Origin of the sequence: Shinella sp. (assembly GCF_035998705.1) — a bacterium.
Taxonomy (GTDB): Bacteria; Pseudomonadota; Alphaproteobacteria; order Rhizobiales; family Rhizobiaceae; genus Shinella.
This window is the reverse complement of sequence record NZ_DASYHH010000032.1, coordinates 1-19,496: the sequence shown is the minus strand read 5'-3', so window position 1 is coordinate 19,496 and position 19,496 is coordinate 1. Positions and strand designations below refer to the sequence as shown.

General features: G+C 66.4%; 18 protein-coding genes. 2 read left to right on the top strand and 16 right to left on the bottom strand.

What is annotated here, in order from left to right; all coding sequences use genetic code 11:
• Nucleotides 1-17: 17 nt before the first annotated feature.
• A complete protein-coding gene (locus VGN93_RS28185; protein WP_327510243.1) occupies nt 18-1,175 on the bottom strand; it encodes an ester cyclase in 1,158 nt (385 codons plus the stop codon).
• A 30-nt stretch (nt 1,176-1,205) separates the two neighbouring features.
• Nucleotides 1,206-1,931 (bottom strand): alpha/beta fold hydrolase, encoded by a 726-nt coding sequence (locus tag VGN93_RS28180; protein WP_327510242.1) that lies wholly within the window; start codon nt 1,929-1,931, stop codon nt 1,206-1,208.
• A gap of 234 nt (nt 1,932-2,165) precedes the next feature.
• Between VGN93_RS28180 and hisD (VGN93_RS28175) the strand changes: the two genes are divergently transcribed.
• Nucleotides 2,166-3,461 (top strand): histidinol dehydrogenase, encoded by a 1,296-nt coding sequence (gene hisD / locus VGN93_RS28175; protein ID WP_327510241.1) that lies wholly within the window; start codon nt 2,166-2,168, stop codon nt 3,459-3,461.
• Nucleotides 3,462-3,707: 246 nt separating this feature from the next.
• On the opposite strand, the gene VGN93_RS28170 is transcribed toward hisD (VGN93_RS28175), so the two are convergent.
• The 14 genes from VGN93_RS28170 to VGN93_RS28105 form a co-directional block, all read right to left on the bottom strand.
• Nucleotides 3,708-5,063 (bottom strand): amidase, encoded by a 1,356-nt coding sequence (locus VGN93_RS28170; protein ID WP_327510240.1) that lies wholly within the window; start codon nt 5,061-5,063, stop codon nt 3,708-3,710.
• Complete coding sequence (locus VGN93_RS28165) at nt 5,060-5,233, bottom strand: hypothetical protein (RefSeq protein WP_327510239.1); 174 nt, start codon at nt 5,231-5,233, stop codon at nt 5,060-5,062. The genes VGN93_RS28170 and VGN93_RS28165 overlap by 4 nt, the downstream gene beginning before the upstream one ends.
• An 11-nt stretch (nt 5,234-5,244) precedes the next feature.
• Complete coding sequence (locus tag VGN93_RS28160; RefSeq protein ID WP_327510238.1) at nt 5,245-5,940, bottom strand: RraA family protein; 696 nt, start codon at nt 5,938-5,940, stop codon at nt 5,245-5,247.
• Nucleotides 5,941-6,143: 203 nt separating this feature from the next.
• Complete coding sequence (locus tag VGN93_RS28155; protein WP_327510237.1) at nt 6,144-7,115, bottom strand: cupin domain-containing protein; 972 nt, start codon at nt 7,113-7,115, stop codon at nt 6,144-6,146.
• Nucleotides 7,116-7,189: 74 nt separating this feature from the next.
• The gene (locus tag VGN93_RS28150) at nt 7,190-8,218 is read right to left on the bottom strand and encodes a LacI family DNA-binding transcriptional regulator (protein ID WP_327510236.1); all 1,029 of its coding nucleotides are present in this window, start codon (nt 8,216-8,218) and stop codon (nt 7,190-7,192) included.
• Nucleotides 8,218-8,982, bottom strand: a complete 765-nt coding sequence (locus tag VGN93_RS28145) for an SDR family NAD(P)-dependent oxidoreductase (protein ID WP_327510235.1) — start codon at nt 8,980-8,982, stop codon at nt 8,218-8,220. Before VGN93_RS28145 ends, VGN93_RS28150 begins: the two co-directional genes overlap by 1 nt.
• Nucleotides 8,982-10,292, bottom strand: coding sequence for a histidinol dehydrogenase (hisD, locus tag VGN93_RS28140; RefSeq protein WP_327510234.1), 1,311 nt, complete (start codon nt 10,290-10,292; stop codon nt 8,982-8,984). Before hisD (VGN93_RS28140) ends, VGN93_RS28145 begins: the two co-directional genes overlap by 1 nt.
• Nucleotides 10,293-10,304: 12 nt before the next feature.
• A complete protein-coding gene (locus VGN93_RS28135) occupies nt 10,305-11,369 on the bottom strand; it encodes a sn-glycerol-3-phosphate ABC transporter ATP-binding protein UgpC (protein WP_327510233.1) in 1,065 nt (354 codons plus the stop codon).
• 6 nt (nt 11,370-11,375) lie between these two features.
• Nucleotides 11,376-12,257: a carbohydrate ABC transporter permease gene (locus VGN93_RS28130; RefSeq protein ID WP_327510232.1), complete on the bottom strand. Its 882-nt coding sequence runs from the start codon at nt 12,255-12,257 to the stop codon at nt 11,376-11,378.
• Nucleotides 12,258-12,267: 10 nt separating this feature from the next.
• Nucleotides 12,268-13,296 (bottom strand): sugar ABC transporter permease, encoded by a 1,029-nt coding sequence (locus tag VGN93_RS28125; RefSeq protein ID WP_327510231.1) that lies wholly within the window; start codon nt 13,294-13,296, stop codon nt 12,268-12,270.
• Nucleotides 13,297-13,512: 216 nt separating this feature from the next.
• Nucleotides 13,513-14,760, bottom strand: coding sequence for an ABC transporter substrate-binding protein (locus VGN93_RS28120; protein ID WP_327510230.1), 1,248 nt, complete (start codon nt 14,758-14,760; stop codon nt 13,513-13,515).
• 161 nt (nt 14,761-14,921) lie between these two features.
• Complete coding sequence (locus tag VGN93_RS28115) at nt 14,922-16,130, bottom strand: ester cyclase (protein ID WP_327510229.1); 1,209 nt, start codon at nt 16,128-16,130, stop codon at nt 14,922-14,924.
• A gap of 322 nt (nt 16,131-16,452) precedes the next feature.
• Complete coding sequence (gene scpB, locus VGN93_RS28110; protein ID WP_327510228.1) at nt 16,453-17,127, bottom strand: SMC-Scp complex subunit ScpB; 675 nt, start codon at nt 17,125-17,127, stop codon at nt 16,453-16,455.
• A gap of 2 nt (nt 17,128-17,129) precedes the next feature.
• Entirely contained in the window at nt 17,130-18,083 is a 954-nt protein-coding gene (locus VGN93_RS28105) for a DUF1403 family protein (protein ID WP_327510227.1), read from the bottom strand.
• Between the two features lie 125 nt (nt 18,084-18,208).
• On the opposite strand from VGN93_RS28105, the gene VGN93_RS28100 reads away from it, so the two are divergent.
• Entirely contained in the window at nt 18,209-19,303 is a 1,095-nt protein-coding gene (locus VGN93_RS28100) for a tyrosine-type recombinase/integrase (protein ID WP_327510226.1), read from the top strand.
• Nucleotides 19,304-19,496: the final 193 nt, after the last annotated feature.

The window sequence follows — 19,496 nt, the reverse complement described above, 5'->3', positions numbered from 1 at the left end:
CCCCTCTCATCGGTGGCTCAGTCGGCGCTGCCCGACTGGCGGGCGAGTTCCGCAAGCTTGACCTGCACCAGCAGCGACAGCTCGTCATAGACGTTCCACTCGTCGACGATCTTGCCGTCCTTGTAGTGGAAATGCGTCATGCCCATCACCTGCAGGCGGGCGCCGGTCGGCTCGCCGAGCTCCTGCAAAATGCCGTAGCCGAGGTGGTGGCCTTCCATCAGCCAGCGCACCGCGACCTTGGTGCCGCCCTCCTCGCAGGGGTTGGAGCAGATGTGCTGCGCGTTAAACGCGGCATCCGGGATCGAGCCGATCAGGCCGAGATGCTGGTGTGTCACGGCGGCGATGCCGTAAAGCTCCTTCATCAGCGGCCCGTGATACTGGCAGGTCGGCGCATAGACATCCTTGATGCGGCCGAACATGCGCCCGTTGAACATGTCGTGCAGCCAGCGCAGCGTATGCGCCTCGAGATCGTTGTGCGCGATCGAGACGTCGGCTTCCGCTTCCGGCGGATATTGCCCGAGCAGCCGGCGGTTCTCGCCGATATCGAGCGACAGCAGCCCCTTGTCGAAGGAGGACTTTGCGAGCTTTTCGGCAAAGCCGTGCGGATCGAGCCCGAGCTGCTTGATGATCGCCATCGTATCGGCCACCACCCACTCGCGGTAGATCTTGTTGCGGTGGATCATGCAGTCGGCGATGGTGCGCGACACGAAGGTGCGCCCCGTCGGCTGGCCGTAATGGCCGAACTGCGTGTGCCGGCCGGAGCCGGTGACGAGATGCGAGGTGTAGAACCCCTCGACGTCATTGCCGCGCCACAGCACCTGGGTCGCCATGCCGCGCCGCTCCGGCAGCGAGACGAGCCGCTGGATCGTGTCGCGCACCACGTCCTCGCGATTGTAGATCGTGCCGAGCGTGCCGTAGAGCACGCAATTGTGCGTGTAGTGCGAATAGATCAGGCCGATGTCGCGCTCGTCCCAGATCCGGTGCGTACAGCGCACGATATAGTCGACGATATCGGTATAGATCTCGTCGAAACCCTCCAGCGACTGGCCGCGCGGGCGGCCGGCGGGCGCAAGCTCGGTATAGTCGCGGCGCTCGACCTGCAACACCTGTTCCACCGGTTCCTTGCGCTGGCTCTGCGCCACGGTTTTTGCGCCCTTGGCGTCGTCCTCGCTCATGACATGTCCTTCCATTCGATCCTGTCGGGGTTACGATAAAGTGTTCAGCCAGCGCCGCAGATGGTGCGCCATGGCCTCGGGGTTTTCCAGCGGTGCGAAATGTCCCGCATCCGCAATGAGATGAAGCTCTGCGCCCGCAATGCCGGCCGCAATCTCGTGCTGCGCCGCCAGCGGGCAGACCTGCTCCTCGGTGCCGGCCAGCACCAGCGTGGGCTGCGTGATGGCGGCCAGCCGCGGCCGGCTATCCGCGCGATGGATCGCCACCTCCGCCTGCTCCGCCAGCCGGTCCGGTCCGCAGTCGCGCGCCATCGCGACGATCGTCTCGCGCAGGCCGGCATTGTCGACATTGCCCGCCGCCACCAGCCGTGGCCAGACATCGAGGATGAAGCCATCCATGCCGTTTTCACGGGCATCCGCAACCGCCTTGCGCCGCAGCGCTGCATTCTCCGGCGGATCGGGCCGCGCCGTCGCGTCGATCAGGGCGAGCCCGCCGATGCGCTGCGGCTGTCGCGCCACCATTTCCAGCGCGCAGATGCCGCCGAGCGAAAAGCCGGCGAGGAGGAAAAACGGCGGCGCGGCGGCAAGGATCGCCTCGGCGAGATCCGGCATGGTTGTCGCCCCGCCCATGTCGCGGATCAGCACCGGATAGTCGCCGAGCCGCTCGATCAGCGGCGCGAACACCCTGGCATCGCAGGCCGTGCCCGGCAGCAGCAGGAGCGGTGGACGCGGGTCGTCGGTGGTCGGAACGGCAGTCATCGTCAGGGCATCCGAAGCATCGCCATCACCCTCCTTTCCCGCCCCGGATGGGTGCGAAACGAGTTTGTGACGGCCTGTTGGAAAAAAGACTGGCAGATTTTGAATACGTATGCAATAGGATTTGTGCTCGATCATTTCGAACGAACGGGACACAGTTTCCAGGCGGAACCGCAAGGGTTTCGCCGACGGGAAAGCCGTGCCCGCGCACCATCAGGCTCAGTGGAGAGACAGGCCATGACCAGCAAGGAGACGCCGATGAAGGGCGTGCAATACGTGAAGGCACCCGAACGCGACTCGATCGGCGACAACGCCTCGGTCGAAACGTTGGTGGCGCAGATCATCGCCGATGTGCGCGAGCGGGGTGACGCCGCCGTGCGCGACTATTCCGTGAAATTCGACAAGGCCGAGCTTGCCGCCTTCGAGGTGACGCCGGAGGAGCGCGAGGCCGCACTCGCGGAACTCGACCCGCAGACCCGCGCCGACACGGAATTCGCCATCGGCAATGTGCGCAAGTTCGCCGAGGCGCAACTCGCCACCATCCTGCCGCTGGAAATCGAGCTTCGGCCCGGCCTGCATCTCGGCCACCGCGTGATCCCCATCGAGCGCGTCGGCTGCTATGTGCCGGGCGGGCGCTATCCCCTGCTCTCCGCGCCGATCATGACCATCGTGCCGGCAAAGGTCGCCGGCTGCGACGAGGTGATCGCCTGCCTGCCGCCGAATGCCCACCGCGCCATGATCGCCGGCTGCCACCTGTCGGGCGCCGACCGCATCTTCCGCATCGGCGGCGCCCAGGCGATCGCCGCCATGGCCTATGGCACCGAGACGGTGCCCGCCGTGCACAAGATCGTCGGCCCCGGCAATGCCTTCGTCAACGAGGCCAAGCGCCAGGTCTTCGGCCCCGTCGGCATCGACCAGCTCGCCGGCCCCTCGGAAATCTTCATCGTCGCCGACCATACAGGCGATGCCGTGATGATCGCCACCGACCTGCTCGCCCAGGCCGAACACGACATACGCACCCGCGTCGGCCTCATCACCACCGATCGCGCGCTGGCCGAGGCGACGCTGAAGGAAGTCGAGCGCCAACTGTTGGATCTCTCCACCGCCCCCGTTGCCGGCCAGGCCTGGCGCGACTATGGCGAGATCGTCGTCTGCGACGACGAGGCCGCCATGATCGCCTATTCCGACCACATCGCCGCCGAACATCTGCAAGTCCACACGCTCGACCCGCAGGCGACGGCGAAGAAGCTGCGCAACTACGGTTCCCTCTTCATCGGCGAACTCGCCAGCGTCGTCTATTCCGACAAGTGCTGCGGCACCAACCACACGCTGCCGACCATGGGGGCCGGCCGATACACCGGCGGCCTCTGGGTCGGCGCCTACGTCAAGATCGCCACCCACCAATGGCTCGACGACCGCGGCGTCGCCGCCGTCGCCCCGCCCGCCGCAAGACAAAGCGCCAGCGAAAGCCTCGAAGGCCATCGTCGGGCAGCGCAGCTCAGGCTTGATCGGTTGCAGAAGGTTTCGGCTTAGTTTCTCAGGTAGACGCAAACCCCCTCATCCGGCCCTTCGGGCCACCTTCTCCCCGCGGGGGAGAAGGGAGGGAGGATGCGGCCTCTCGTTTCTTCCCCTTCTCCCCCACGGGGAGAAGGTGCCGGCAGGCGGATGAGGGGGCTTTCTCGACGGCCCAAGGTGCCTGAACATAGGCCCACAACGCCCCATCCCACCCTCCGTCATCCTCGGGCTCGACCCGAGGATCCACGCGGCCGCAAATAACCGTCAGGGCCGCGGCGGCTTCGATGCCGAAAAATCACTGGCCATCTCATAGGCATGGCCGATCTGGCAGAGGGTCGCCTCATCCGCCGCCTTGCCGACGAGCTGGAGGCCGAGGGGCAGGCCGTCGGCAAAGCCGCAGGGCACCGACAGCGCCGGGTGGCCGGTGACGTTGAAGGCGATGGTGCGCATCGGTGTCCATCGCGCCGCCTCGCCGGCGAAATCGGCAAAGGGGATGGCCGGCGTCAGCGTCGTCGCCGTCAGGATGGCATCGACGCGGGAGAAGACGGTGCGGTCGAGCCGGGCGCGCAGGCGTGCGGCGGCCTGGCGCGCGCGGGCGAGATCGTCCCGGCTCAGGCAGAGGCCGGAGGCGATGTTTTGAAAAACCTTGCGGCTGTAGCGCGCGCCGGAGGCGGCGAGTTGCCGGCGGTGGATCTCGAAGGCTTCGGCATGGATGATGACGGCGCCGACCGCCTCGAAATCCGCCGCATCGGGCAGCGTCACCTCTTCGATCCGCGCACCGAGCAGCGACAGCAGGGAGGCCGCCCCGTCGATAGCGTCGAGCAGCGCCGGCAGGGTTTCCGGATCGCCGGCAAACCAGTCGCGGGCGTAGCCGATCGTGAGGCCGGCGAGTGGCATGCCGAGGCGCGCGGTGGCGGATGCGTCGTCGGCGATGGCATCGAAGGTGATGGCCGCTTCCGCGACGGAGGCGCTGACGAGGCCGACGTGATCGAGGCTCGGCGACAGCGGAAAGGCGCCGCGGGTCGGGACGCGGCCATAGGTCGGCTTGAGGCCGACGGCGCCGCAATAGGCGGCGGGGCTGCGCACCGAGCCGCCGGTATCCGAGCCGATCGTGGTGCGCACCAGCCCGCCGGCGACCGCCGCGGCCGAGCCGGAGGACGAGCCGCCGGTGGCGCGGGTGATATCCCAGGGATTGGCGGCGGGCGGAAATGCGCGGTCGAAGACCGGGCCGACCATGGCGAATTCGTAGGTTTCGAGCTTGCCGAGCAGCACCGCCCCGGCGGTTCTTAGCCGGCGAACCACCTCGGCGTTGCCGGTCGGCACGCGTCCGGCATGCAGGTCCGAGCCATAGGTCGTCGGCATGTCCGCCGTGTCGAAGAGATCCTTGATCGCGACCGGTATGCCCTGCAACGGCCCGAGATCCTCGCCGCGGGAAAACACGGCGTCGGCCTCGGCGGCCGCGGCGAGCGCACTTTCGGCGGCGACGTGCAGGAAGGCATGATAGGCGCCGTCGCGTTCCGCGATGCGGGCGAGATGCGCCTCGGTCAGCGCCACGGAGGTCAGGCGTCCGTCGCGAAGCCGTGCGGCGGCCTCGGGAATGCTCAGGTCGGCGGCCGTCATCGCGGCGTTTCGTCCGCGGCGATGTCGCCCAGCCGCTGTGCCGCCTCGTGCAGATGCTGCGCGCCGGCCAGCACGAATTTTTCGCGCTCGGGGGCAATGGTGATGCCGCTGGCGCGGGCCTGTTTGCGGATTGTGGCCAGCGTCGGGCGCGTGGTTTCGGGTTGGGCCATGGTCTGCTCCGTCAGGTCCGGGCGGCCTCGAAGCGGGCCCATGCGGCTTCGAACTGTGCGAGATCGAAGCCCGGCTGTCGAGCGGGTTCGAGGATCAGCCGTTCGGTGGCCTGTAGCTTCTCGATCGAGGCGGCGAGTGCGGGGATGACCTCCGGCGGCACGACGACGGCGCCGTGGCGGTCGGCATGCACGAGATCGCCGGGATTGACGGTGAGGCCGAAGACGGTGACGGGCACGCCGATCGCCTCGACATGCACGAAGGCGTGGCTCGGGCCGAGCGAGCCGGCGAGCATGGGAAAGTCGTCCGGCACGTCGCCGAGGTCGCGCATCACGCCATTGGTCAGCACGCCGGAAAGGCCGAGGCCGCGATGCACCGTCGCGTTGATCTCGCCCCAGAAGGCGCCGACGCAATCGGGGAAATCCGTGTCCTCGATGACGACGAGCGAGGGCGCCGGGCCGCTCGCCATGTGGCGGTAATAGTCCATGCGGCGCGTGCGGATGGTGGCCGGGTCCTCGGTCGAGGGGGACGCGGCGGCGATCTTTGCCGTGCGGGCGTAGCCGACGATCGCCGGGGCCGAGGGCGCCGAGCTGATCAACGTGCCGCGGGTGAAGGCGTCGAAGCCGCGCTTGCCCTGGGCCACCTCGATCGCGTTGCAGACGGTGGGCGTGTCGACCGTGCGCAGCAGGGCGAGAAGTGCGTCGTCCAAGGGATATCCTCCGAAACGTGTTGCGGGAAGAGGCGGCACGTTTGCCGCCCCGTCGAGAAAGCCCCCTCATCCGCCTGCCGGCACCTTCTCCCCGTGGGGGAGAAGGGGAAAAAACGAGGCGTTGCGACTCTCCCCTTCTCCCCCACGGGGAGAAGGTGGCCCGAAGGGTCGGATGAGGGGGCGGGCGATGCGCGTGCCTTGGATCACCCGCGCCAGGTCAGCCCCGCCTTGTCCCCCGTCGAGACGACGCGGTAGAGGCTGGCTTCGCCGGTCATCGAGGGCACCAGGCTGTGCTTCAGGCCCGGCGGCACCGCGCAGGTGTCGCCCGGTGCCAGCACCGCCTCGCCGCCCTCCCAGCCGAGTTTCCAATGGCCGCGCATCACCATCAGCACCTCATGGCGCTCGTTGGTATAGGCGTCCTCCGGAATGGAGCCGCGGGTGAGCAGTTCGACGTCGAAGCCGGGCTTGTCGCGCAGCAGGGCGTTTTCGCCGATCACCCGCGCCGGCGCCTTCTGCGCCAGCGCCACCAGGTCCCAGTAGCGGGCGACATAATCGCGCACCACGTCCGTCACCGGCGTTTCCGGGAAGGCCTTCAGTTCCTCTTCGGTGAGGAGCGGCATGGGCCTGATGCCGTCGGGCAGCGCCTGGCCCTTCTTGCTGTCATAGAGCTTGCCGTTCTCGCCGAGCACCAGGCCGTGTTCGCGGGCGTCCTCGATGACCTGCGGCGCCCAGATGACGCCGCCGCCGGCATCGTCGCCGCCGAGGATCGCCATGATCATCCCGTAATCCGTGCCGATATTCTCGAAGCCGCGGAAGATGCCGGTCGGGATGTTGAAGATGTCGCCCTCTTCCAGCACCACTTCGCCGGCCGTGCCGTAGCGGCCCCAGAAGAAGCGCCACCGGCCCTTCAGCACGAAGAACACTTCCGCCGTGCGGTGCGAATGCAGCGAGTTGCGGCATTTCGGCGGCTGGCCGGCCGCACCGATGTTGAAGCCGGGCGTGTCCTTGATGTGGACATGCTGGTCCGGGCTTTCCGAGACGCCGCCGCCGATGATCGTAAAATTTTCCTTGCTGTTCGAGCCCGGCGTGTGGGCGTCGATGAAGGCGGTGCGGCAGGGCTTCAATTCGCCGTAGCGGACGATGCGTTTTTCCATTTCCGTCTGGGAGATCTGCATGTTTCAGCCTTTCATACGTATGCAAAATGGGTTGCGGACAAGGTTTGCCCGTCCCCCTGTCGGGGGGCGGCTGGCTAGCGTGTCTCGTCTGTCGGAGTCTTCTGCGCGGTCGAGCCGCGTTGCACGAGGGTGCCGTCGAGGATGACGCGGCGCGCGGCGCCCTCGCCTTCCTTGATGCTCTGCATCAGCGTCGCCACCGTCTCGGCGACCATGTCGTCGACATTCTGGCGGATGGTCGTCAGGTTATAAGCCGGCCAGCGTGCCGGCGGCACGTCGTCGAAGCCGACGACGGAGACGTCGGCGGGAATGGCGAGCCCGAGCTCGAAGCGCAGCACATCCATCACGGCGAAGGCCATGTGGTCGTTGCAGACGAAGACGGCGTCCGGCCGGTCGGGTCCGGCAAACATGCGCCGTGCCGCCGCCTGCGCCTCGTCATAGCGGAAATTGCCGACCCCGCGGGCAAAGAGCGTCAGCCCCGCCGCCTCCAGTCCCTCGCAAAAACCCTGCTCGCGGTCGCGCTGCGTCGAGGCACCCTCGAAGCCGGCGATGTAGCCGCAGCGGGTGTGGCCGAGCGAGACGAGCAGGTCGGCCAGCGCCCGGCCGCCGCCACGGTTGTCGGAAGTGACGGCCGACAGCCGCACATCGTCCTGCAGGCGGTTGAACAGCACGATCGGCACGCCGGAGGCATGGCAGCGCGCCGCAAGCTCGGAGGACATGTTGGCGGACGCCAGCACGATGCCGTCCACCTGGTAATCGAGGATCTCCTGGGTGATCTGGTCGACATTTTCCGACGCGATCGAGGAGATGAAGACCAGGACGTGGTAACCCTGGTCCTGAAGCGCCTTCGACAGGCGCTCCACCACTTCCGGGTAGAAGTAGTTTTCCAGATAGGCGACGACGAGGCCGATGATGCGGCTGCGGCCGGTGATCAGCGAGCGGGCGAGCACGTTCGGCCGGTAGCCGAGTTCTTCCGCCGCCGCCCGGATCTTCTCCGCCGTCTTCTTCGACACGGACGTTCCCGGCGTGAAATACCGCGAGACGGCCGACTGGCTCACACCCGCAAGCCGCGCAACATCGTTCGACGTGACCTTGTCGTTTGCCATCAGTCCGCTGTCCAACCCCCATCAACCATCAGCGCCGTTCCCGTCACCATCGCCGCGGCATCGCCGGCAAGATAGGTGACGGCGGCCATAATGTCTTCCACGCGACCGATGCGCCCGAGCTTGATTTTCTGCGTTATCCACTGCACCCGCTCGGGATTGGCGAAGGTCTGCTCGGTGAGCGGCGTGCGGATGAAGGTCGGGCAGATCGTGTTGACCCGGATGCCGTGCGGCCCCCATTCGATCGCCATGGACTTGGTGAAGCCCTCGACGGCGTGTTTGGTGGCGGCGTAGACCGCCCGGTCGATGCCGCCGACATGGGCCATCTGCGAGGAGACGTTGATCAGCGAGCCGGGCGCGCCGGCTTCAATCAGCCCCTTCGCCACCGCGCGGGTGAGAAAATAGGCGCCGCGCACGTTGAGATCGAAGACGGCGTCGAAATCCGCCGGGCTGGTCGCCACCGCCGGGCCGTGGCGGGCAATGCCCGCGCTGTTGACCAGCACATGGAACGGCCCGTGCGCGGCAATTGCCGCCTCGGTGGCCTCCACATCCACGACATCCAGCACCAGCGCTTCGGCCGAAAAGCCTTCCGCGCGGATCGCCTCCACCGCCTCGCCAAGCTTTTCCGCCGAGCGCGCCGACAGCACCACATGCGCGCCCGCCTCCGCCAGGGCCACCGCGCAGCCGAAGCCGATCCCGGAGGAAGCACCGGCCACCAGCGCGCGTCTGCCGTCGAGGCGGAAGGAGGGCGTGCGGGGGATCTCCATCAGGCGGCAGCCTCCCCGTAAGGAATGTTGCGCCCGCCATAACGGCGCACGCGCACATTGGCCTGTTCGGCATGGCCGACGAAACCCTCGAGCAGGCAAAGCCGCGAGCAATAGGCGCCGACTTCGGCGGCGGCCGCGTCGGTCGTCACGCGCTGGTAGGAATGGGTCTTCAGGAATTTGCCGACCCAGAGACCGCCGGTATAGCGCCCGGCCTTCCTGGTCGGCAGCGTGTGGTTGGTGCCGATCACCTTGTCGCCATTGGCGACATTGGTGCGGGGCCCGAGGAACAGCGCGCCGTAGGAATGCATGTTTTCCAGGAACCAGTCGTCGCGGTCGGTCATCACCTGCACATGTTCCGAGGCGATGTCGTTGGCGACCGCCAGCATCTCCTCATAGGTGTCGCAGACGATGACCTCGCCATAGTCGCGCCAGGAGGCGGTGGCGGTTTCCGTGGTCGGGATGATCGAAAGAATGCGGTCGATTTCCGCCAGCGTCTGCCGCGCCAGCTTGTCCGAATTGGTCAGCAGGACGGAGGGCGAATTGTAGCCATGTTCGGCCTGGCCGATCAGGTCGGTGGCGCACATTTCCGCGTCCACCGTCTCGTCGGCGATCACCATGGTCTCGGTGGGGCCGGCGAAGAGGTCGATGCCGACGCGGCCGTAAAGCTGGCGCTTGGCTTCGGCGACGAAGGCATTGCCGGGGCCGACCAGCATGTCGACCGGCTTGATCGTCTCGGTGCCGAGCGCCATGGCGCCGACGGCCTGCATGCCTCCGAGCACGTAGATCTCGTGCGCGCCAGCCTTGTGCATGGCGGCGACGATTGCCGGATGGGGCTCGCCCTTCTGCGGCGGGGCCGAGGCCACGATGCGCGGCACGCCGGCGACGGACGCCGTCAGCACCGACATGTGGGCCGAGGCCACCATCGGGAACTTGCCGCCCGGCACGTAGCAGCCGACCGACTGCACCGGAATGTTGCGGTGGCCGAGCACGACGCCGGGCATGGTCTCCACCTCGATATCGGTCATCGAGGCGCGCTGCGCCTCGGCGAAGCGGCGGATCTGCGTCTGGGCGAAGTCGATATCGGCCATGTCGCGCGCCGAGACCTTGGAGATGGCGGCCTCGATCTCGGAGGCGCTGAGCCGGAAGGATGGAGGCGAGAATTTGTCGAACTTCTCCGAAAGAGCGCGCACGGCCGCATCGCCCCGCGTCTCGATATCCTTCAGCGTCGCCTCGACCACGGCGCGGACCTTGGCGTCGTCCTCGGAGCGCTGCGCCTCGGGCTTGCCGCGTTTGAGATAGGTAACGGTCATGAAAGTCTTCCCTTAGTTGCTCTGGGGCCGCGCGATCCGCACACCGGTCTTGCTGTCGAACAGGTGACAGATCGCGGCGGGGATGGCGGCATGCAGCAGATCGCCGATGGCGGCGCGGTATTCCTTGCCGGACTTGATGGAGACGAGCTGGTCGCCGATGCGGAAGCTCGCCATGGTCGCCTCGCCGAGCAGTTCCATCGAATAGACGTCGGCGCCAAGCTCGCCGCCTTCGGAGACGAGCGTCGCATCCTCGGCGCGAAAGCCGAGCGTCACCGGACCCTTCACATTGGTCTGGAGGCCGCCGATGGTGATGCCGGGGCCACGAAACGTGCCGTTCTCGATATCGCCGGAAACAAGGTTCATGGCGGGCGAGCCGATGAAGGAGGCGACGAAGGTGTTGGCGGGGTTGTCGTAGATATCGGTCGGCGTGCCGACCTGCTGGACGAGGCCCTTGTTCATCACCACCACCCGGTCGGCGAGCGTCATCGCCTCGATCTGGTCATGGGTGACGTAGATGGTGGTGACCTTCAGCGTGTGCTGGAGGTTCTTGATCTGGGCGCGGGTGGAGACGCGCAGCTTCGCATCGAGGTTGGAGAGCGGCTCGTCCATCAGGAAGGCTGCCGGCTGGCGCACGATGGCGCGGCCGAGCGCCACGCGCTGGCGCTGGCCACCCGACAGGGCCGCCGGCCGGCGTTCCAGGAAGTCGACGAGCTCCACCATGCGCGCGGCCTGCATGACCTTCTCGTGATGCAGTTCCTTCGGCACCTTTCGCACACGCAGCGGAAAGCGGATGTTTTCGTAGACGGTCATGTTGGGATAGAGGCCGTAGCTCTGGAACACCATGGAGATGTCGCGGTCCTTCGGCTCCAGCTTGTTGACCATGCGGTCGCCGAGCCAGATCTCGCCCTCGCTGATGTCTTCGAGGCCGGCGATCATGCGCATGGTCGTCGTCTTGCCGCAGCCCGACGGGCCGAGCAGCACGAGGAATTCCTGGTCGCCGATATCGAGGTTGAAATTGTCGACGCCCACGAAATTGTGCCAACGCTTCGATACGTTCTTGAGGCGGATTTCGGCCATTTGCGATTATCCCTTCACGGCGCCGGCGGTGAGGCCGCTGACGATCTGACGTTGGAAGAACAGGACCAGCACGAAGAGCGGCGCGGTCGCGGAGACCACGGCGGCGACGGCGAACATGACGTTGCCCTCCTGCTGGATCGTGCCGAGGAAGCTCGCGATCTTCGGCACCATGGTCTGGTTGGGCTGGGAGAGCAGCATCGCGGTCACGGCGAAGTCGTTATAGGCGAGCAGGAACGAGAACAGGCCGGTGGTGATGACGCCCGGCCACATGACCGGAATGACCACCAGGCGGAAGGCCTGGAAACGCGAGCAGCCGTCGACCATCGCGCTCTCGTCGAGGTCTTTCGGGATCGACAGGAAGAACGAGTGCAGCATCCACAGCGTGAACGGCTGGTTGATGGCGACCAGCACGATGATGGCGGTCGGCATGTAGCCCCAGATGTTCATCTCGAAGAACGGCAGCAGGTAGCCCGAGACCAGCGTGATATGCGGCATGGCGCGAAACACCAGCGCCAGCATCAAAAGCCAGAACGTATAGCGGTAGCCGGAGCGCGCCAGCGCATAACCGCCGAGCGTGCCGAAGGTCAGCGACACGACGACCACCGAGACGGTGACGATCACCGTGTTGATCACCGAGGAGAAGAAATCGCGCAGCACCCAGGCGCCGTAATAGCCGTCGCCGGTGAAGGCGGAGCCGGTCTGGGCGATGGTGCGCGTGCCCTCGATGGCGAACCACCAGCTGTCGCGCGAGAAAAAGTCCTGCTCGACCTTGAACGATCCCCAGACCGTCCAGATGAAGGGGAAGGCCGCCATGAACACCCAGAGGAGCACGAAACCGGTGGAAAGCACTGCCAGCGGCAGGGGCAGTCTGCGTCTTGTCGCAATCATCGCGGCGCCCTCATCGACGGTTGAAGTCACGCCAGGTGCGCACCAGCACCGGCGAAAGAAGAATGATCACGCCGACGATGGTCAGCATCGACGTGGCCGCGGCCGAGCCGAAGAGCTGGTCGACCTGGCCGCGCAGGTCGTTGAAGATCGACCAGGACAGCGAGGTGGCGTTGGCCTCCGCGCTGAAGCCGACGATCGGTTCGAAGACGCGGAAATTGTCCATGAGCTGCACCAGCCCGACGAAGGTGGCGAGCGGCATGAGATGCGGGATCACCACAAAACGGATGCGCTCGAAGCGGTTGGCGCCGTCGATCATCGCGGATTCCAGCGTGTCATGCGGCACCGTCTGCAGGCCGGCATAGAAGACGACGAAGGAGAACGGCGCATTGTGCCAAATGCCGTAGACGAGCAGCGTGATCCAGGTCATCGCTGCTGAGGATTTCAGCGACAGCGTCGGATCGTTGAGCAGCGTTTGCAGCGTGGCCCCCAGTATGCCCTGCGAGGAGGCCATCCAGTAGACGATGAGCGCACCCACCAGCGGCGTGACGATCATCGGCAGGAGCGAGAAGAAGATCACCGGCCCCTTGTAGAAGGGCGGAATGGCATCGACGCCGAGCGCGATGCAGAAGCCGAGCAGCATGGCAAACGGCGTCACCACGAACGTATAGGTGAGCGTGAAGGCGAGTGCGCGGTAGAAGGGCAGGTTGTAGATGCGCGCGGCGGCATCCTTGAAGCCGGCATTGTCGGACAGGATCGCGCCGATTTCGGTCACGGCCAGGTGGTTGCGGTCGAGATAGGTGCCGAAGCCGTTGAAGCGGCCGAGGGGCTCCTCGTTGCGCAGTTTCTCGGTCGCCTCCGCGTCGACGCGCGTCTCTTTGGTGCAGCCGGCAAAGGGCGTGCAGGTCTCCACCTCGGTCACGACCCGCTCGTGCTGGACATACAGCGACTGCACCGCGACCGAGATGATCGGCAAGGCGATGAAGAGCAGCATCGCCACGAGCGACGGCATGATGAAGGCAAAAAAAGCCCTGTGCGGCATGCGCCTTCTCCTTGCTCAAAGTTCCGTGTTGCATGGGTCCCGCGGGGCGCGGGACGTGTTGGTGGCGGCAGCAGACACCCCCTCATCCGACCCTTCGGGCCACCTTCTCCCCGTGGGGGAGAAGGTGAAACGAGACGCCGGTGATCTTCCCCTTCTCCCCCACGGGGAGAAGGTGCCGGCAGGCGGATGAGGGGGTTGGCCCTCCGTCTCGAATGCTCACTTCAGAAAACCACCCTCGCGGGCGGCCGCACTATAGGAGGCCTCGACATCCTTCAGCGCCGCTTCGGCACTTTCGCGCCCCTGCATGAACTCCGCCAGTTCCGAGCCGAGCGCGGAATGCAGGAGGCCCATATAGGGCATCATCGGATAGGGTTTCGCGCCGCCGGTCGCGGTTTCCAGCACGCCGACCGCGACGGGGCCGGGCTTGTAGTCCTTGGTGAGCCACGTCGCGAGGTTCGGGTTCTTCTGCCCCACCTCCGGTCGGATGGCATAGACCATGGCGCGGAAGGAGGCTTCCGCATCCTCGTCGGAAATGTTCTTGGCAATCGAGAAACCGTCCCACCAGAGTGCGCCCGCCGGCGTCGAGCCGCCGCCGACCGTGGGGGCCGCCGCCAGCACCGTGTTGTCGGCGATCTCGGCCGGCGTCTTGGCCGGGTCGATCACGCCGCCGGCCAGCGATCCCCAGCCGTTGACGATCGCCGCCTTGCCGGCGACATAGACCTTGATGATCTCGTCGGCATTGTAGGTCATGTAATCGGGGTTCATATATTCGGTCATCGCCTTCATGGTGGCGAGCGTGGCGAGGCCCTTCTCGTTGTTGATGGCGGCTGCCGCCGAACCCGGCGCGAAAAGCTCGCCGCCATAGCCCAGATACATGTTGACGAATTCCGCCGCGAGGTCCCAGCCGGCCTTGTCGGAGGCGGCGAGCGGATAGTCCATCAGGCCCTTTTCCCTGATGACCTTGGCGGCCGCCAGCACGTCCTCATAGGATTTAGGCGGCTGGAGGCCGGCCTTTTCCAGAATGTCCTTGCGGAAGAACAGGTGCTGCGAATTGCCCATGAAGGCGATCGCCATCACCTTGCCGTCGAGCTTGATGAGCTGCGTCGGCTGAAGGTCCTGGCCATACTTCGCGACGAGATCGTCGAGCGGCCGCAGCAGCCCTTCGTTGAGGAGCGGCACGATCGAATTGTTGGCGATGACGGCGACGGTATATTCGGCCGGATTGATCTTCAGCGCCGGCACCTGGAGGTTCTTGTGCTCGGTCGTCTGGTTCATGCTGACCTTGACCGTCGCGGAGGCGCATGTTTCCGCCTCTGTACCGATGAGGCGCAGCGCCTCGAAATCGTTGGAGAGAATGCGCACGGAGCCCTTCTCGATGCCGCAGTCTGCCCTGGCGGGCTGAGCCGCCAACAGGCCTGCGACGAGGAGGACAGCGGTCGATGCGAAGCGTGTCGATTTTCTCATGTTCCCACTTTCTGTGTTGGCGGCGCGCCTCGCCTGGAGGCGGACGCCGCATTGCTCGCGCGCCTTTTTCCGGCGCTTCCTGTTTTCATGATAGGCAATTTGCATACGTATGCAAGCAATTTCGCAAGCGTATGCAAAATTCTTCGGCCGAGGCCCCGCGACTAGCGCAGGACCTGGATGAGCACGCCGAATTCGTTGAAGGTCGTCCACTCCTTGGTGACGCGGTTGCCCTCGATCAGCCAGTGCGTGATGCCCCAGATATTGACCTCGCGGCCCGTCGGCTCGCCGTAACGGCCGAGCCCGCGATGCGTGCCGGTCATCGACCAGCGGGTGGCGACGACGAAACCTTCCTGCGCATTGCCCATCCAGTAGAGGTCGTCGACCGAATAGAGCACGTCCGGGAACATCGCGAGCTGCGACAGCATGAAGGAGCGCAGCTGCCCCGTCCCGCGAAAAATGCGGCTGCCGGTCTGCTGCGAGACGATGCCCGGATGGTAGACCTGGTCGAGCGCGCCGAGATTGCGCCGGTTCCACATCGTGTGCAGGGCGGCGCGCACGAACTCTTCCGGATTGTCGCGGATCTCCGTCGGCACCGCCACCTTTTCCGGCTTGCCCTGCCCCACCGTGCGCTTCGGCTCGCCGCCGAGGAAATCGCGCGGCAGGCCGGCCGTCACGCCGGACGAGGCCGCGCGCCTGGCCGTCTCGACCACGTCGAAGCCGAGCTGCTTGACCACCTCCGCCGTGTCGTAGACGACGTGTTCGTAGAAGATCTCGTTGTCGCGGGCGACACAGTTCGCCATGCAGAGGAACTGCACGCGGCGCCCGGTCGGCGCGCCGTAGCGGCTGAAGCCGGTATTGGTGCCGATGATCTGCGAGCGGTGCGAGGTGTGAAAGCCGATCGCGTCGTCGCCGGCCCAGACCACGTCTTCCGCCACGATGCGGATATCGGGAAAGGCATTGTTCAGCGAGGTCGTGTCGGCGACGATCTTGTCGCGGCCGACCTGCAAAGCCAGGTCGTCCCACACCAGACAGTCATGGCTATAGGTGTCGTAGATATAGCCGATGTCCTTTTCTTCCCAGATCTGGTGCGTGATGCGGATGATATAGTCGATGATATTGACATATTGCGGTTCGAAGCCGGTGAGCCGCTGCTTGACCAGATGGTCCGGCGAACGCCCGATGAAGGCATCCGTGCCGCCGCGCCGGTAGGCGTCGAGCGAGATGGCATAATCGCGCGGCATATGCTCCGGCGACAGCGGCCGGAACCGCGACCGACCCTGCTTGGCCTCCGTCCGCCCCTTGGCGGCGGGCGCCTCCTCGTTGGCCGGGGCCTGCTTGCCGACGACCTTTCCCGACTGCTCGTTCATCATCTTCCCTCGTTTTGCATTCGTATGCATAAATAAACACGGGATGCGCGATCGGTCAATGGAGAATGACTGTTCGGTCACGAAGTTTCTGCTTCCACAGTCATCGGCAGGGCCCGGAAACCCGCCTTTCCAAGCCCAAAGATCCGGCCAGGACGCCATGCGAAACGGAAAAATCCAGCGAGAAGATTGACCGAACAGTCAAAATGCGCTGCCGGTTGTGGTGCTTCTGCTGGAGCCGATGGATGCCGGCCCGGTGCCGATGGCGATCTTCGACGACACCTGCGGCAACCTGATCCAGCTCGTCGAGATGACCGGCAGACAGGTTTCAGTCGTCTGCGGCCGCGTCATCGCCGGTCCCGAGCGGCATGTCGCTCGCCATCTCCTGGCGGCTGAGCAGGCCCGCATCCTCCAGCGCCTCGATATCCGGCAGGTCGCGCAGGGTCGTCAGCCCGAAGGCCGCCAGGAACTGGCGCGTCGTCACATAGGTGTAGGGCGCGCCGGGCGACGGGCTGCGCGGCCCGGACGCTATGAAACCCGCCCCGCGCAGGGCCGCGATCGTATCGCGCGACACGTCCTTGCCGAAGATCTTCGACAGGTCGCCGCGGGTGATCGGCTGGAAATAGCCGATCGCCATCAGCGCCATCGCCTCGAACTGCGACAGGCTCGCCATCATCGAGCGCGTCGGCGCGGCGGACGCCCGGATGGTCGCCGCATACCGCGTGCGCGTGCGGTGCTGCCAGCCGCCCGAAACGGCGACGATCTCATAGGGCCGGTCGCCGAGATCCTCCTTGAGATCGTCGATCAACAGGTCGATGCTGCAATTCCTGCCCACCACGCGCGCCAGCGCCTCGCGTCCGACCGGCTCCGCGGAGGCGAAGATCACCGCCTCGACGCGCAGCATCCATTCCCGCCAGCGCATCGGCGCCGGCAGGTCCTCCAGCTCCCGGTCCAGCAACCGTTCGCTCGCACCCACTTTTTCGCTGCGGGGTCTTCCAGCCATGGTTACAACCCGAAAATGCGGAACGACGCGCGCCCCGACAATTCGCGCACCGCGCCAAAACTTTCCAGCCGTTCGAACAGCCGGGTGCTCGCCCAGCGCGACAGGTTCATGCCCGGCGCCGAGGCCGCCACGGCATCCTCCTCCAGCAGCTTGCGGATGACCGCGCCGCCGCCCTTGGTGCGCACCTTCGGGGCGACGGCGACAAGCCGGTCGGCCCGCCGCGCGATCTCGTTTGCCGCGCGCAAGGCCCCGCCGGCCCCCTCCACCAGCGCCAGGCAGACGGCACGCGGGAAGGCGGGCTCGTCCGGCCGCACGCGCCCCCGGCCGCCGAGCACCCGGAACGCCGGTCCGTAGCGCTCGGCCATCAGCAGCGGCAGGGCGCGCGGCCATTTCAGCGTTTCGGCAATGACCGCATCGGCCAGCAGCCAGGCGAGCGGCTCGGCATCCGGCCGCATGGCATGCATCGCCGCGACGAGATCGGCGGCCGCAAACGGCGCCGGGCGCGACGACTGGAGCGCGGTGTCGACATGGTCGACTGTGGCGGCCAGCCGCTCGTCCCAGGCAAGGCCCAGAAGATCGGCGAGTTCGGCGATCGCCTTCGACGAAAACGCGGCCTTGCGGGAGGACATCCTCTTGAAGGCCAGGAACACCTTGCCCGCCGGCCCCGGATCGTCCCCCGCCGAGGTCAAGAGCACGGCGTCGCGCAGCCCCGCCTCCTCCTCGTTGCGCCCCACCAGCCGAACCGCCGCCGCAGCGCAGGCCAGCGCCTGGCGCGAGCGCCAGCAGCCAATCCAGGCCGGATCCGCCTTCACGAGGTCGTCCAGCGATTTCAGGGCGATGCCGGCCGCAAAGGCCGCATCGATCTCGCCCGGCTCGCGCCCGCGCGGCAAGGCCCAGGCGGGCAGCGGAGCGAGCGGCAGCAAGGTCGAAGCAGAGGTGGCAACGGGCGAATCCATGCAGGCGAGCTTACAGGCACCGTGCGAGCCACGCCACCCATTTCCCATAAAACCGCACAGTCCGTCACAAGGGCATAATGACGGATAAACTTGCCTTATCGCTCGCGATCGTCTCTATAGAGAGAATGCCCCGAATCATCGCGCAAGACACGGAAAATCTCGCTGCCGAAACGGCTGTCGGCGACGCTGTTTCGCCGCAGGCGCTCGTCGTCACCGAGCCCCCTGCCCTGCCCGCGCACCTGCGCGATCTCACCGATCGCGCCCGCTCCTATGTCGAGGCCGCCAGTTCCGCCAACACGCGCAAGGCCTATGCCTCGGACTGGAAGCATTTTTCCGCCTGGTGCCGGCGCCAGAATCTTGCCCCCCTGCCGCCGGATCCGGAAGTGGTCGGCCTCTATATCACCGCCTGCGCCTCCGGCACGGCGGAGCGCGGCATGAAGGCCAACACGGTTTCAACCATCGAGCGGCGGCTCTCCTCGCTCTCCTGGAACTATGCCCAGCGCGGCGGGGAAAAGCTCGACCGCAAGGACCGCGCCATCGCCACCGTGCTCGCCGGCATCCGCAACAAACATGCGGCCCCGCCCCGCCAGAAGGAAGCGATCCTGCCGGAAGACCTGATCGCCATGCTGGAAACGCTGGAGCGCGGCACGCTGCGTGGCATGCGCGACCGGGCCATGCTGCTCATCGGCTTTGCCGGCGGCCTGCGCCGCTCCGAGATCACCGGGCTGGACCTCGCGCGCGACCAGACGGAGGACGGCCGCGGCTGGATCGAGTTCTTCGACAAGGGCGTGCTGGTGACCTTGCGTGGGAAAACCGGCTGGCGCGAGGTGGAGATCGGCCGCGGTTCGGCCGATGCCACCTGCCCGATCGCGGCACTGGAAACCTGGATCCGCTTCGCCCGCATTGCCAAGGGCCCCCTCTTCCGCCGGGTGACCGGCAAGGGCAAGGATGTCGGCCCGGACCGCCTCAACGACCAGGAAATCGCCCGCCTCGTCAAGAAGACGGCCGTCGCCGCCGGCGTCGGCGGCGATCTCTCGGAAGCCGAACGCGCCCAGAAATTCGCCGGCCATTCGCTCCGCGCCGGCCTCGCCTCCTCCGCCGAGGTCGACGAGCGCCACGTCCAGAAACAGCTCGGCCACGCCTCCGCCGAAATGACCCGCCGCTACCAGCGCCGCCGCGACCGCTTTCGCATCAACCTCACCAAGGCCGCGGGGCTCTGAGCCTGAGGGGCAGTGGGGCAATTGTCTATGGAATGCAGGTATCTCCACATCACCTTCTCCCCCGGGGGGAGAAGGTGCCGGCAGGCGGATGAGGGGGAGGGCGCGGGCGCAAAAGATCGACATGATCCCTCTGCGCCACCCCCTCATCCCGGCGCAACAAGTTGCGCCTAACCCTTCGGGCCACCTTCTCCCC

Coding starts and splice junctions, on each gene's coding strand:
- VGN93_RS28185 (WP_327510243.1), bottom strand. CDS start 1,175: ATGAGCGAGGACGACGCCAAGGGCGCAAAAACCGTGGCGCAGAGCCAG.
- VGN93_RS28180 (WP_327510242.1), bottom strand. CDS start 1,931: ATGACTGCCGTTCCGACCACCGACGACCCGCGTCCACCGCTCCTGCTG.
- hisD (WP_327510241.1), top strand. CDS start 2,166: ATGACCAGCAAGGAGACGCCGATGAAGGGCGTGCAATACGTGAAGGCA.
- VGN93_RS28170 (WP_327510240.1), bottom strand. CDS start 5,063: ATGACGGCCGCCGACCTGAGCATTCCCGAGGCCGCCGCACGGCTTCGC.
- VGN93_RS28165 (WP_327510239.1), bottom strand. CDS start 5,233: ATGGCCCAACCCGAAACCACGCGCCCGACGCTGGCCACAATCCGCAAA.
- VGN93_RS28155 (WP_327510237.1), bottom strand. CDS start 7,115: ATGCAGATCTCCCAGACGGAAATGGAAAAACGCATCGTCCGCTACGGC.
- VGN93_RS28150 (WP_327510236.1), bottom strand. CDS start 8,218: ATGGCAAACGACAAGGTCACGTCGAACGATGTTGCGCGGCTTGCGGGT.
- VGN93_RS28145 (WP_327510235.1), bottom strand. CDS start 8,982: ATGGAGATCCCCCGCACGCCCTCCTTCCGCCTCGACGGCAGACGCGCG.
- hisD (WP_327510234.1), bottom strand. CDS start 10,292: ATGACCGTTACCTATCTCAAACGCGGCAAGCCCGAGGCGCAGCGCTCC.
- VGN93_RS28135 (WP_327510233.1), bottom strand. CDS start 11,369: ATGGCCGAAATCCGCCTCAAGAACGTATCGAAGCGTTGGCACAATTTC.
- VGN93_RS28130 (WP_327510232.1), bottom strand. CDS start 12,257: ATGATTGCGACAAGACGCAGACTGCCCCTGCCGCTGGCAGTGCTTTCC.
- VGN93_RS28125 (WP_327510231.1), bottom strand. CDS start 13,296: ATGCCGCACAGGGCTTTTTTTGCCTTCATCATGCCGTCGCTCGTGGCG.
- VGN93_RS28120 (WP_327510230.1), bottom strand. CDS start 14,760: ATGAGAAAATCGACACGCTTCGCATCGACCGCTGTCCTCCTCGTCGCA.
- VGN93_RS28115 (WP_327510229.1), bottom strand. CDS start 16,130: ATGATGAACGAGCAGTCGGGAAAGGTCGTCGGCAAGCAGGCCCCGGCC.
- scpB (WP_327510228.1), bottom strand. CDS start 17,127: ATGGCTGGAAGACCCCGCAGCGAAAAAGTGGGTGCGAGCGAACGGTTG.
- VGN93_RS28105 (WP_327510227.1), bottom strand. CDS start 18,083: ATGGATTCGCCCGTTGCCACCTCTGCTTCGACCTTGCTGCCGCTCGCT.
- VGN93_RS28100 (WP_327510226.1), top strand. CDS start 18,209: ATGCCCCGAATCATCGCGCAAGACACGGAAAATCTCGCTGCCGAAACG.